We start from the raw sequence: 13,104 nt of genomic DNA, 5'->3' as shown, positions 1-13,104 counted from the left end.
GGAATGGCGTTTGCTCGATGACATGAAAGCCACCTACATGTACGGCGCGGGCGATGTCCGCGTGGATTCCGCTCCCGATCCGATCATCGAGCAGCCCACCGATGCGATCGTGCGCGTGGTCCGGGCCTGCATCTGTGGTTCCGACCTGCACCCGTACCACTCGCGGTCCGCATCGGACCCCGCCGTGCGGATGGGACACGAACTGATCGGTGTCGTCGAGGAGACCGGCAGCGCGGTGACGTCGGTCGCCCGCGGTGACTTCGTGATCGCACCGTTCGCGTTCCAGGACAACACCTGCGTCTTCTGTCGCGAGGGCTTCCAGACCTCCTGCCTGCACGGCGGGTTCTACGCGACCCCGCAGGTGCCGGGACTGCAAGCCCAGTTCGCCCGCATCCCGCTCGCCGACGGCTCCCTCGTCACCGTTCCCGGGGTCGACCCGGCCACCGCGGACGAGAGCCTGCTGGCATCGCTGCTGACGTTGTCCGACGTGTACCTGACCGGCTACCACGCCGCTCACATGGGCGAGGTGGCGCCGGGGAAGACCGTCACGGTGATCGGTGACGGCGCCGTCGGCCTGTCGGCGGTGCTCGCCGCGAAGTCGCTGGGCGCGGAGCGGATCATTCTGATGGGCCGGCACAAGGACCGCACCGAACTCGGCGTCGAATGGGGTGCGACCGACGTGGTCGCCGAGCGTGGCAGCGAAGGGATCGACAGGGTTCTCGACCTCACCGACGGCGAGGGCTCGCATATCGTGCTCGAGGCCGTCGGCCTGATGCCGGCCTACGAGCAGGCCTACGGGATCGTCCGCCCCGGCGGAATCATCTCCCGCGTCGGCGTCCCGCAGTACGAGCAGGCGCCGATCGGCTTCGGGTCCCTGTTCGGCAAGAACGCCCGTCTGGCCGGTGGACCCGCCCCGGTCCGCGCCTACCTCGAGGGTGCGATCCCGCAGGTGCTCGACGGCGCGATCGACCCCGGCCGCGTCTTCGATTCGACCATCGCCCTCGACGACATCGCCTCCGGCTACGCCGCGATGGACCGCCGCGAGGCCCTCAAGGTGATGGTCACCCCCTGACCGGGTCGATTGGCTCGGGTCGACCGCATCATCCCTCCATCAAAGAGCACACATCATGGAATACACCCGCCTCGGCACGTCCGGACTGACCATCAGCCGCATCGGCCTGGGTTGTATGAGCTTCGCCTCCGGCGGCACGCAGGGCGCCTGGACCCTCGACGCCGACGCCGCCGAACCGATCTTCCGGCAGGCCGTCGAGCTGGGCATCACCTTCTGGGATACCGCCAACGTCTACGGCCACGGCACCAGCGAGGAGATCACCGGCAAGGCGATCAGCACGTACACCAACCGGGACGAGGTCGTGCTGGCCACCAAGCTGTTCGCACCGATGGGCACCGGCCCCGGTGGCCGCGGCCTGTCGCGCCGCGCGGTCTTCGAGCAGGTTGACGCCTCCCTGCGCCGCCTGGGCACCGACTGGATCGACATCTATCAGATCCACCGTTTCGACCCGCACACCCCGGTCGAGGAGACGATGGAAGCACTGCACGACGTCGTGCGGGCCGGCAAGGCGCGCTATATCGGCGCGTCGTCGATGTGGGCCTGGCAGCTGTCGAAGATGCAGTACACCGCCGACCTGCACGGCTGGACGCGCTTCATCTCGATGCAGTCCCAGTACAGCCTGATCGCCCGCGAAGAGGAACGTGAGATGTTCCCGCTGCTCGCCGACCAGGGCGTCGGTGCGATCCCGTGGTCGCCGCTCGCCGGCGGCCTGGTCACCCGGCCGTGGGGGGAGGCCTCGACCACGCGCGGCCGAAGCAACCCGACCGTGGACTCGTCGGGCACCCGCCTGTGGCAGGACACCGACCGCGGCACCGTCGACGCCGTCCAGAAGATCGCCGCCGAGCGGGGCGTGTCGATGGCGCAGGTCGCGCTCGCCTGGGTGCTGCACAACCCGGCCGTCTCCGCCCCGATCGTCGGCGCGACCAAACCGCACCACCTGGCCGACGCCGCCGCGGCGGTCGACCTGCACCTCACCGACGAGGAGATCGTCGCGCTCGAGGAGAACTACACACCCCGCAAGCCCACCTACTACGGCTCGACCAGCGGCTACTGAGCGCTGTCGGGCAGGAGGGAACGACATCATGCACACCAGGAAGCTCGGACCGGATCTCGAGGTCTCGGCGATCGGACTCGGCGCCATGGGCATGTCGATGTCCTACGGCCCCAACCCGGGTGATCGCGACGACATGATCGGCGTGCTGCGATACGCGGTCGACCACGGCATCACCTTCATCGACACCGCCGAGGTCTACGGGCCGTACGTCAACGAGGAGTTGGTCGGCGAGGCGATCGCCCCGATCCGGGATCGGGTGGTGGTGGCCACCAAGTTCGGGTGGAACATCGTCGACGGCCGCATGCAGGGCACCGACTCGCGACCCGAACAGATCCGCCGGGTCGCCGACGCATCGTTGAAGCGCCTCGGGGTGGACGCGATCGACCTGTTCTACCAGCACCGCGTCGACCCGAACGTCCCGATCGAGGACGTCGCGGGCACCGTCGGTGAACTGGTCGCGGAGGGCAAGGTCAAGCATTTCGGCCTGTCCGAGGCCGGCGCCGGGACCATCCGGCGGGCGCACGCGGTCTTTCCGGTGACGGCCGTGCAGAGCGAATACTCGCTGTGGACGCGCGATCCCGAGGCCGAGGTGCTGCCGACCCTCGAGGAACTCGGCATCGGATTCGTGCCGTTCAGCCCGCTCGGCAAGGGGTTCTTCACCGGCACCGTGACACCGGGCCGGCCGTTCGCGCCGGGGGAGGTCCGCGCGACCGTCCCGCGCTTCGAACCCGAGAACCTGGCCGCCAACCAGGCGCTGCTCGACCGGGTGACCGCGGTGGCGACCGAGCGCGGCGCCTCCTCGGCGCAGGTGGCGCTGGCCTGGCTGCTCGGCCGCGCACCGTTCATCGTGCCGATCCCGGGGACCCGGCGTCGGGAACGCATCGACGAGAACACCGCCGCAACCACCGTCGCGCTGTCCGCGGACGACATGGCCGACCTCGACGCCCTGGTCGACACGGTCGGCGTCGCCGGCAACCGCTACGGGGAGGCCGGCATGAAGATGGTGGGTCTCTGATGTCCGCCACCCGGGGGTCTTCCGCACACGAAAGGAACCCGATGATCGGAAACAACCTGGTACTCGCAGGGCCTCCCCGCGCCGCGCAACCGGGCATACGGTGAACAGATGGCTGACGTACGGGCCGAGGTCCGCGAATTCCTGAGCTCGCGCCGTGCACGGTTGACTCCCGAGCAGGTGGGGTTGCCGTCCTTCGGGGGTAACCGGCGGGTGCCGGGCCTGCGTCGGGAGGAGGTGGCAATGCTCTCCGGTGTCTCGGTCGACTACTACGTGCGGCTCGAACGCGGCGATATCGGCGGCGTCTCCGAGAGTGTTCTCGACGCCCTGGCCACCACGCTTCGCCTCGACGAGGCCGAACGTGAATACCTCTTCGACCTGGCCCGGGCGGCCGGTCCGGCGCGCACCAAGCGGCGGGCCCGACCGGCCGGGCCCGTGCGGCCGGCGGTCCAGCAGGTCCTCGACGCGATCAGCGACGCCCCGGCCTGGGTGCGCAACGGCCGGCACGACATCCTCGCCGCCAATACCCTCGGCCGGGCGCTGTATTCGCCGGTGTTCGAGGATCCGCGGCGGCCGGTCAACACCACCCGCTTCACCTTCCTCAACCCGGCCGCCCACCAGTTCTGGCGCGACTACGACCGAATCGCCCACGACGGCGCGTCGATGTTGCGGTTGGAGGCCGGCCGTAACCCGCACGACCCGGATCTGATCAACCTGGTCGGCGAACTGTCCACGCAGAGTGAGCTTTTCCGCCGGCACTGGGCGTCGCAGGACGTGATGTTCCACCGCAGCGGGACCAAGCGTCTGCACCACCCCGTCGTCGGGGACCTCGACCTGCACTTCGAGTCGATGGACCTGCCGAGCGAACCGGGCCTGGTGCTCAATGTCTACACCGCCCCCGCCGGATCGCCGACCGCCGACGCGCTGGCCATGCTGGCCTCGTGGGCGGCGTCGGGTGCGGTCGACGAGACGACCGTCGGTGTCGGTGGGGTGGATCCGGACGGGAGCGGTAGCGAGAAGCCCACGACCCCGTAATCGATCACCGCCGGCCGGGCCGGCGGTCGCGCACGGTTCGGACCGCGCCCGCTGCACGATTCGGGTACCGGGGAGCATCGGCGACCTCGCGGCGCAGCCATGTGACACGATGCGCGGCATGTCGACAATGCTCCGAGTCGTGGCCGCTGCGGTGGCGGCCGCATGCCTGGCCGGATGCTCCGCGTCGACCCCGGCCGACACCGTCGGCGGCAGCGTGCCCGACGCGACATCCGCCGCCTCGACGGCGGCGCCGTCGACACCGCTGGAGGTGTGTTCGGCCATCCTCGACGACCGTGACGCGGCCACCTTCACGGCGGGACGCGACGCCGCTACCGACGTCGTGCTGGCGACGATCGGGTCGGATACCCCGCCCACCTCCGCCGATCGCGCCGAATGGCACGCCCGATTGATCTCGGCTCGCACGGAATTGTCGGTCGAACGCGATCGGCTGGAGCAGGCCGACACCGGGCAACCCGCCTGGGCGGCGATCATCGCCGGGTTCGATGCGACGATCGACGTGCTCGCGGCGCGGGCGGCGGCCGTCGAGGCACCCGGCGACCCCATGCCCGACGCGCTGGGAATCGGCGAACCCTACGGCTTCGACGCCGCCCCCGGCGAGCTGGATCCGAGCTACGCCGGGCGCGACTGCGAGATGCTGCTGTCCTACCCCGGACCGGACGCCGCGGCCCGCGACTTCCAGGTTGCCGCCGCACGGACCTGTACCGCCATCGTCGAACGGCGCGCATCCACCGACTACGCGGCCAACGTCGCGCAGAATCTGGAGATCGTCGCCGGCCTGATCGGCGGCGAAACGCCCGAGCCCACCGCCGCCCACCTCGACGCGGTACGCGGCCTGCACGACGAATGGGAGCAAACGCTCGCGGACCTGGAGTCCGTACCCACCGCACACGTCCCGGACGCCGCGGCCTGGGAAGCCACCCTCGCCCTGCCGCGACAGCGGACGGAGATGTTCGCCGACCGAGCCGCAGCGCTCGAATCGGGAGACGCGGCCGCGATCGAGGCCGCCTACGACCGGGAACGGATGCGTTCGACACCCGGCTGGGAGGGCTGGGAGACCGTCGGACTGGCCGGCCGCGATTGCCGCTCCATCGAGGCCTGAGCACCGCCGCCACCGACAGCGCCACTTCGGAGCCCGCGCCGAGCGGAGATGCGGGACCGCGTTCGGCCTGTCGTTATCGAGATGATCTCCGAAATCGGGGCGGACGAAGCTCCCCTCGGTCGACCGGCGCTCATCGTGATCGATGTCCAGCGCGGCTTCGGCGACGCGGAGTTCCGGGGACCCCGCGACAATCCGGCCTGCGAGTCCAATATTGGATGGCGGACAACACCCACCATCGCATGGCCGCCCTGCTCGCCCGCCGGGCGACGATCATGGCCGACAACCTGCTGCTGCTCGCGGCCCGGTATTCGCGTTCGCGCACAACGCCCACCTGCAGCGGCGACCGAGCAGCATGACCACGAACGCCCGGATCGGTGACGTAGCAGCCGATCGTGCCGCCTCGGGCGGCGGCCTCGCCGACCAATTCGGCATTGGTGGCGTAGAGGAATCCGGAAACCGTCATCGTGGACCGACCCCTCGCCGCTGAGTTCGCCTGCAACCGAAGCGTTTATGCGGCCCAGTCGCCGAGCGCCCCCTCGAGCGCGCCGAGGGCCGCCTCGACCAGCGGCCCGCGATCGTCGTCCGGGCACCCCTTCTCCACCCACCGCAGACAGGCGGTGTCGACGAAGCCCAGGTACCCCCAGAGCGCGTATTCGCGTCGGGCGCCGGCGTTGTCGGAGAGCAGCGTTGTCAGATGGCCGACATAGGCGCTCCGGGCGTCCGCGCGCAGGGCGGCGGCGGCCGGGGGTTCGCCGCCCGGTTGGCGCATCGGCATCGCCCAGGCATCCGGATGGTCGGCGATGTGGTCGAGGTAGACGATCGTCGCCGCGCGGACCCGGTCGCGCACCGGAACCCCCACGTGGAGCTGCGCGAGCGCGGCGGCCTGCCCGGCGAGGAGCTCGGCGATCGCCAGTCGCACCACCGCGGTGTAGAGCTCCTCCTTGTTGGCGAAGTAGCGGTACAGCAACGCATTCGACGCTCCCGCGTCCGCCGCGATCGACGAGATCGACACCTGCCCGTAGGGGCGGGACGCAAACGCGTCGGCGGCCGCCTCGAGGATGTCCGCTCGCCGGGAATCCGGGTCGAGTCTGCGACGGGGTTTGCGGTCGGTGCGCACCATGGTTCCCATCCTAGGCGCTAGTGAACTACGATCACTAGCGTTAGTGAATTGGATTCAGTAGGAGGCTCGCATGGACTGGGTATCCCGGGCGATCTGGTGGCAGGTCTATCCGCTCGGATTCTGCGGCGCGCCGATCCGCGACGCCGATCCCGAGCCGTCAGCCCGGCTGGACAGACTGATCAACTGGCTGGACTACGCCATCGAACTCGGTGTCTCCGGGCTGATCCTCGGCCCGATCTTCGCCTCGCAGACGCACGGCTACGACACCACCGACCAGTTCCGGATCGATCCGCGGCTGGGCGGCGACGACGCCTTCGACGCTCTGGTCGAGGCCTGTCGGCGGCGCGGCCTGCGGCTGGTGCTCGACGGCGTGTTCAGCCACGTCGGAGCCGGTCACCCCGATGTCGCTCGCGCCCTCGCCGAAGGGCCGGGGAGCCCCGCGGCGGCCCTGTTCGACATCGATTGGAACGCACCCGGCGGACCGTCGCCCCGGGTCTTCGAAGGGCACGGCTCACTGGTCCGGCTCGACCACCGCGCCGACGCGGCGGTGGAGTACACCGCTCGGGTCATGCGGCACTGGCTGGCACGCGGGATCGACGGATGGCGGCTCGATGCCGCCTACTCGGTGCGCCCGCAGTTCTGGGCTCGCGTGCTGCCCGACGTGCGCGCCGCGTATCCGGAGGCCTGGTTCCTCGGCGAGGTCATCCATGGCGACTACGCGCGGGTGGTGGCCGACTCGGGAATCGACTCGACGACGCAGTACGAGCTGTGGAAGGCGATCCGGTCGAGCATCCGGGACCGCAACCTGTTCGAACTGGACTGGGCGTTGAAGCGGCACAACGACTTCCTTGCCCACTTCGTCCCGAACACCTTCGTCGGCAATCACGACGTCACCCGGATCGCCAGTGCGGTCGGCGCGGACGGCGCGGTCACCGCCGCGGCGATCCTGCTCACCGTCGGTGGCATCCCGTCGATCTACTACGGCGACGAGCAGGGCTTCACCGGCGTCAAGCAGGAGCGCCACGGGGGGGACGATGCGGTGCGTCCGGCGTTTCCGGACGAGCCGTCCGGGCTCGCGCCCTGGGGGTTGCCGGTCCTGCGCGCGCACCGGGACCTCATCGGGCTGCGGCGCCGACATCCGTGGCTGGTCACGGCGACCACCACGTCGATCCACCTCGACAACACCCGCTATACGTACCGGACCACATCCTCGGACGGCGCCGCACATCTCGATGTGGAGGTAGACCTCGCCGGGAGTCCCGCCGTCACGATCCGCGACGCGGCGGGCGGGGTGCTCTGGGAGCAGCGTCGCTAGCGGGCGGTGTGGGTTTCACGCGGTCGCCTCGGGCGCCGCTCGCCTGGTCGGGCCCAGCTTCGGAACGATCAGTGGGGTATGCGACTCCGGGTCGTCGATGATCGTGCAATCGACACCGAAGACCTCGGCGACCAGAGCGGGGGTCAGCAGGTCCGCCGGCGAGCCGACACCACGGATCGTTCCGTCGGACATCGCCACCAGGTGATCGGCGTATCGTGCCGCCTGGTTGAGGTCGTGCAGGACGGCGACGACGGTGCGCCCGGTCTCCCGATTCAGTCGCAGGAACAATTCCAGTAGGTCGATCTGGTGGGCGATGTCGAGGAAGGTGGTCGGCTCGTCGAGGAGCAGCAGGTCGGTCTCCTGTGCGAGCACCATCGCCACCCAGACCCGCTGACGCTGTCCGCCGGACAGCTCGTCGACGGGACGAATGGCGAGGTCGGTCACTCCGGTTGCCGCCATTGCCGCCCGCACGGCCGACTCGTCGGCGGCCGACCACTGGCGCAGCAGGGTCTGGTGCGGGTAGCGGCCGCGGGCCACCAGATCGGAGACGGTGATCCCGTCCGGGGCGGTCGACGACTGCGCCAGCAACCCGAGCGTCCGCGCCACCTCCTTGGCCGGCCGATGTTGAATATCGTGGCCGTCGAGCAGGACCGTGCCCTCCTGCGGCCGCAATAGTCGTGACAATGCCCGCAGCAGAGTGGATTTCCCGCAGGCATTGGGTCCGACGATCGCGGTGATCCGCCCGTCGGGGATGTCGACCGACAGATCGCGGGAAATGGTGCGCTGGTCGTAGGCGGTGGTGATGCCCTCGGCGCGCAGGCGAACGGATGTCACGATCGAGCCTCCCGGAAGAGCAGCCACACCAGATACACGCCACCGAGCGACACGGTGACCACCCCGACCGGCAGTTGGATCGGAGCGAACAGTCGTCCGGCGATCAGATCGCCGATCACCAGCAGCGCCGCGCCCATGAACGCGGACGTCGCCAGGGGGATGGAAGCCGAACCGACCAGCCGGCGCGCCAATTGCGGGGCAGCGAGGGCGACGAAGGCGATCGGACCCGTCACCGCCGTGACCGCGGCCGTCAGGGCGACGGCGAGCACCAACAGGACCAGCCGGGTGCGCTCGAGCGTCAGACCGACCGCCGCCGCGGCGTCGTCGCCCAGATCGAGAATGCGCAGCCGCGGGGTCAGCAACAGGACGGCGACCAGAACCGGTAGCACGATGGCGATCGCCGGCCCGGCCTGGTCCCAGCGGAGCCCGTTGAGGGTGCCGGCGCCCCAGATCGCGGCGGAGATCGCGACATCGATATCGGCCCGCAGGATCAGCCACTGGTTGATCGCCGTCAGGGTCGCGCTCACACCGATCCCGACGATGATCAACCGCAACCCGCGGCTGCCCGACCGGTACGACAGCAGATAGACCACCAGCCCCGTGGCGACCCCACCGACCAGAGCGCCGAGAGCGACGCCGCCGAATCCCGACCCGAGCACCAGCAGCACGATCAGCGCCCCGGTATAGGCGCCGGTGCTCAGGCCGATCACATCGGGACTGCCCAGCGGATTGCGCGTCAACGTCTGGAAGACCGCACCGCTCACCGCCAGCGCCGCGCCGAAGATCGCCGCCGCCACGACCCGCGGTAGGCGCCAATTCACAACGATCGTGCGGTCGAGACCGCCGGACTCGCCGACGAGGTAGCGCAGCACGTCACCCGCCGGGATGTCGACCTCACCGGACATCAAGGTGCGGACCCCGACCGCGACGATCACCGCGGTCAATCCGACGCAGACGGCGACCGACCGCACCGTCACCCGCCCGCTGACCGCGCCACCGAGGCGCACCACCACCGTCGGGCGGGCGAACAGCCGAGCGCTGCGGTCGACGGACGCGGGCCGGGCGGCGCGGCCGGTCGCCGCATCGCCGGTCCCGGTCACAGGTGGGCCACCCGACGGCGGCGGGCCAGCATGATCAGCACCGGCGCGCCCACCAGGGCGGTGACGACGCCGACCGGCATCTCGCCGGGCACGATCACCCGCCCGAGAACGTCGGCATAGAGCATGAGGATCGGTCCCATCAGCGCGGACAGGGCGATGATCCAGCGTTGGTCGGGACCACAGATCCAGCGGGCCGCGTGCGGGATCATCAGCCCGACGAAGGCGATCGAGCCGGCGGCCGCCGTAGCGGAACCGGCGAGCAGCGTGATCGCGGCGACGCAGGCGATCCGCGTGCGCGTGACGTTCACGCCCAGCGAGGCGGCCTGGTCGTCGCCGAGCGCGATCGCGTTGAGCCGCGGGCCCGCGCCCAGAGCGAGCACCAATCCGACCGCGACGAACGGCAGGATCCACAGGGTCGGATCGAGGCTGCGAATGTCGACACTGCCGATCATCCAGACCCGCATGCGATCGAAGGCCCGGGGGCGCAGCAACGCGAGGCCCTCACCGATACCGGTCAGCACCGCGCCGAGGGCGACGCCGGCGAGTGTCAACCGCACCGGGTCGACGTTGGCGCGGCCGCCGGTACCGACGTAGTAGACCATCAGCGCCACCACCAGGGCGCCGGCGAACGAGAACCAGATGTACTGCGGGGGAGCGGTCCAGCCCAGGAAGCCCACCGCGACCACCACGGCAAATGCGGCGCCCGCGTTGACGCCCAGGACCCCGGGGTCGGCCAGCGGGTTGCGGGTGATCGCCTGCATGAGCGCGCCCGCCACGGCCAGGGCGATACCGGCCACCACCGCAAGGGCGGTGCGCGGGATGCGTCCATCCCACACGGTGGCGTGATCGGCGGACGGCCCCCGCGCGAACACCGCCTCGAGGACCGTTTCGATCGGAATCGACTTCGCCCCGATCGCCAGGCTCAGCACGATCCCGCAGATCACCAGGGCCAACAGTGCCACGATGGCCGCCGGGCGCCGACGGCCGGCATGTGTCGGGCGCCGACGGTCGATATGTGTCGGGCGCCGACGGCCGGCATGTGTTCCGACGGCTACCGAAGCGGGCGAACCGCCGTTGCGGGTGGGATTCGGGCTCACGGTCCGTCCTCGTCGAAGGAACTTGGCGAGAGGTCAGCTTAGGCTATCCTCCCGCCATGAGGACGAATGTTCTGAAGCGATTGAGCATCATCGCGATGGCATCGGTGGTCTCCGCCGCCCTGGTGGCCTGCGGCGACGGGTCCGGTGCCGGCTCGAGCGATGTCGGGAACACCGACGTGGCCACCGGCGGCGAACGGTTCTCCACCGCGGACGAGGAGACCGCGCAACTCGGCAGCGACGCCGAACCGGGGGTCTTTCCCCGGTCGGTCGTCCACGCCCTCGGCACCACCGAGATCCCGGCCAAGCCGGAACGCGTTGTCGTCCTCGACACCGGCGAGATCGACGCCGTTCTGGCCCTCGGGATCACCCCGATCGGCATTCCCAGCACCGAGGGCGCCAATTCGGTGCCGTCGTATCTGGCCGATGAGGTCGCCGAGGCCACGGCGGTCGGCACGATCCAGGAACCGAACCTGGAGGCGATCGCCGCTCTGCAACCGGACTTGATCCTCGGCAGCGAACTGCGTGCCGACAAGCTCTATCCGCAGCTGTCCGAGATCGCTCCGACCGTGTTCTCCATCCGGCCGGGCTATCCGTGGAAGGAGAACTTCCTGCTGGCGGGTGACGCTCTCGGTGAGGAGGAGCAGGCGATCGAGGTGTTGAACTCCTACCAGGATTCGGCGACCGCACTGCGTGAAAAGGTGCAGGGCGATCCGACGATCTCGCTCGTCCGCTTCATGCCGAATCGGCTGCGCCTCTACGGGAACCTGTCGCTGATCGGCGTGATCCTGCAGGATGCCGGCCTGAGCAGGCCCGCCGACCAGGACGTCGAGGACCTCGCCGTGGAGATCTCGCCCGAGGAGATCGACAAGGCCGACGGCGACTACATCTTCTACACCAGCTACGGCACCCCCGACGCCACGGGCGAGACATCGGTCATCGACGGTGCCGGATGGGCGGCGCTGCCGGCCGTCGCGGAGGGGCGGGCGTTCCGGGTGGACGACGACGTGTGGTTCCTCGGACTCGGCCCGATCGGTGCCCAGCACATCGTTGCCGACCTCGACAAGTTCCTGACGGCCTGACTCCTCCGGTCCGCAAACGGGTCCGGCCGGCATCGCGAGGGATCGCGATGCCGGCCGGCTTGTCCCGGGGGTGTTGTCAGGTGCGGGAGAGCTCCGCGACCTTGGTGAAGATCGGTGCCCAGTGATCGCGCAGCACGGATCGTCCCATGAACAGGCCGAGGTGGCCCGCGTCGACGATCTCGGTGGTGACCGCATCGTCGGGGGTGCTGGCGTACGTGGCCAGGGCGAACTGCTGTGGAGCCGGGGTGATGTGGTCCCGCGATCCCGCCAACAGGAACAACGGGCATTCGATCGCGGCGAGGTCCACCACGGTCCCGTCGACGATCAGCTTGCGCTGGACCAGCTCGTTGTTGACGAACAGGTGCTCGACGATCCACAGGTAGAACGCACCCGGGACGTCCTGACCCCACTCGAACCAGTTGGTGAAGTCGATGTGGCGCTGCACATAGTTCGGATCGGCGATGTTCGCCCAGAGCGCGCTGAGCCGCTTGATCTCCTCGGCCGGCTCGAGCAACTTGAACCCGTTGATCTGGCTCAGGCCCAGGTGATTGCCGCCGCCCAGGGAAACCAGGGCGCGGTAGATGAGCATCTCGTCGCCGAGCTTCTTCATCTGCTGCATCGAGTCGAGGATCGCCGAATTGCCGGCGTGGTAGTCGATCGGCGCGCCACCCATCAGCAGGGTGTTGACCTTCTCGGGATGCAGTGCCGCATAGATGGTCGCCAGCCAGCCGCCCTGGCAGTCGCCCATCAGGTTGGCCTTGCCGCCGATGTGATCGATCGACTCATCGATGATGCGGATGTAGGTCTCGATGGTCGAATCCTTGGTCTCGGCGGTGGCGCCGAGCCAATCGAGGACGTAGAAGTTGGTCAGCCCGGCGTCGCGGGCGGTGAGCACCTGGCTCTGATCGGCGTTGTAGTCGGCGATCGTCGACGCGTGCCCGGCCTGCGGCGGTAGCAGCAGGGTCGGCAGCAGGTCGGTGTCGGTGCTGAAGTCGAGCAGGCGCGCCTGCGGCCAGGCGAGCACCTCGGTGTGTTCGGTGACCCAGGTCGGCTTGGCGCGGACGGTGGATGCGCGCCACCACTCGGCGGCGTCCTCGGCGAACTCGAGCGGTCCGGCTCCGCGGGCGATCGCCGACCGTAGGTATCCAGTCCATCCGTTCCACAACGCAAGACCGGCGTCCAACGGGAAGTCAGACCATTGCGCGGCCTGTCCGGAGGAGTGGCCGGGATCCGCGGTTGTAGCGGTCGAACTGCTCATACTGTGCT

Annotated in this window: 13 protein-coding genes; 8 read left to right on the top strand and 5 right to left on the bottom strand. The window is 69.6% G+C overall.

The window, feature by feature from the left end:
• Window positions 1-22: 22 nt before the first annotated feature.
• The 6 genes from MB1_RS11380 to MB1_RS25630 all read left to right on the top strand — a co-directional run bounded on the left by MB1_RS11380 (window position 23) and on the right by MB1_RS25630 (window position 5,649).
• Window positions 23-1,072 carry a zinc-binding dehydrogenase gene (locus MB1_RS11380; RefSeq protein ID WP_174531952.1) on the top strand — a complete coding sequence of 350 codons (1,050 nt, stop codon included), beginning with the start codon at window positions 23-25 and terminating at the stop codon, window positions 1,070-1,072.
• Window positions 1,073-1,127: 55 nt separating this feature from the next.
• Window positions 1,128-2,126, top strand: coding sequence for an aldo/keto reductase (locus tag MB1_RS11375; protein ID WP_066906785.1), 999 nt, complete (start codon window positions 1,128-1,130; stop codon window positions 2,124-2,126).
• A 28-nt stretch (window positions 2,127-2,154) separates the two neighbouring features.
• Window positions 2,155-3,141 carry an aldo/keto reductase gene (locus MB1_RS11370; RefSeq protein WP_066906782.1) on the top strand — a complete coding sequence of 329 codons (987 nt, stop codon included), beginning with the start codon at window positions 2,155-2,157 and terminating at the stop codon, window positions 3,139-3,141.
• A gap of 108 nt (window positions 3,142-3,249) precedes the next feature.
• Window positions 3,250-4,173 (top strand): helix-turn-helix transcriptional regulator, encoded by a 924-nt coding sequence (locus MB1_RS11365; protein ID WP_084351501.1) that lies wholly within the window; start codon window positions 3,250-3,252, stop codon window positions 4,171-4,173.
• Window positions 4,174-4,312: 139 nt separating this feature from the next.
• Window positions 4,313-5,293, top strand: coding sequence for a hypothetical protein (locus MB1_RS11360; RefSeq protein ID WP_157084015.1), 981 nt, complete (start codon window positions 4,313-4,315; stop codon window positions 5,291-5,293).
• Window positions 5,294-5,508: 215 nt separating this feature from the next.
• On the top strand, window positions 5,509-5,649 hold the full coding sequence (locus MB1_RS25630; protein ID WP_157084014.1) for a hypothetical protein: 141 nt from the start codon (window positions 5,509-5,511) through the stop codon (window positions 5,647-5,649).
• Window positions 5,650-5,801: 152 nt separating this feature from the next.
• Here MB1_RS25630 and MB1_RS11355 read toward each other — a convergent pair whose 3' ends face one another.
• The gene (locus MB1_RS11355; RefSeq protein WP_066906917.1) at window positions 5,802-6,413 is read right to left on the bottom strand and encodes a TetR/AcrR family transcriptional regulator; all 612 of its coding nucleotides are present in this window, start codon (window positions 6,411-6,413) and stop codon (window positions 5,802-5,804) included.
• A gap of 70 nt (window positions 6,414-6,483) precedes the next feature.
• On the opposite strand from MB1_RS11355, the gene MB1_RS11350 reads away from it, so the two are divergent.
• Window positions 6,484-7,728 (top strand): alpha-amylase family protein, encoded by a 1,245-nt coding sequence (locus tag MB1_RS11350; protein WP_066906778.1) that lies wholly within the window; start codon window positions 6,484-6,486, stop codon window positions 7,726-7,728.
• A gap of 15 nt (window positions 7,729-7,743) precedes the next feature.
• On the opposite strand, the gene MB1_RS11345 is transcribed toward MB1_RS11350, so the two are convergent.
• From MB1_RS11345 to MB1_RS11335, 3 genes are read right to left on the bottom strand one after another with little or no spacing between them, the layout of a single operon-like run.
• The gene (locus tag MB1_RS11345) at window positions 7,744-8,565 is read right to left on the bottom strand and encodes an ABC transporter ATP-binding protein (RefSeq protein WP_439646936.1); all 822 of its coding nucleotides are present in this window, start codon (window positions 8,563-8,565) and stop codon (window positions 7,744-7,746) included.
• Window positions 8,559-9,662, bottom strand: coding sequence for a FecCD family ABC transporter permease (locus MB1_RS11340; protein WP_084351494.1), 1,104 nt, complete (start codon window positions 9,660-9,662; stop codon window positions 8,559-8,561). The genes MB1_RS11345 and MB1_RS11340 overlap by 7 nt, the downstream gene beginning before the upstream one ends.
• Window positions 9,659-10,624 carry an iron chelate uptake ABC transporter family permease subunit gene (locus tag MB1_RS11335; RefSeq protein WP_218000228.1) on the bottom strand — a complete coding sequence of 322 codons (966 nt, stop codon included), beginning with the start codon at window positions 10,622-10,624 and terminating at the stop codon, window positions 9,659-9,661. The genes MB1_RS11340 and MB1_RS11335 overlap by 4 nt, the downstream gene beginning before the upstream one ends.
• A gap of 191 nt (window positions 10,625-10,815) precedes the next feature.
• Here MB1_RS11335 and MB1_RS11330 point away from each other — a divergent pair, with 191 nt between their 5' ends.
• On the top strand, window positions 10,816-11,838 hold the full coding sequence (locus MB1_RS11330; protein WP_066906773.1) for an ABC transporter substrate-binding protein: 1,023 nt from the start codon (window positions 10,816-10,818) through the stop codon (window positions 11,836-11,838).
• Window positions 11,839-11,914: 76 nt separating this feature from the next.
• On the opposite strand, the gene MB1_RS11325 is transcribed toward MB1_RS11330, so the two are convergent.
• Window positions 11,915-13,096 carry an alpha/beta fold hydrolase gene (locus tag MB1_RS11325; RefSeq protein WP_084351488.1) on the bottom strand — a complete coding sequence of 394 codons (1,182 nt, stop codon included), beginning with the start codon at window positions 13,094-13,096 and terminating at the stop codon, window positions 11,915-11,917.
• Window positions 13,097-13,104: the final 8 nt, after the last annotated feature.

It is taken from the genome of Millisia brevis NBRC 105863 (genome assembly GCF_001552615.1).
GTDB lineage: Bacteria > Actinomycetota > Actinomycetes > Mycobacteriales > Mycobacteriaceae > Millisia > Millisia brevis.
Note: the sequence above shows the minus strand (reverse complement) of the source record. Positions and strands in the feature narration are given on the sequence as shown.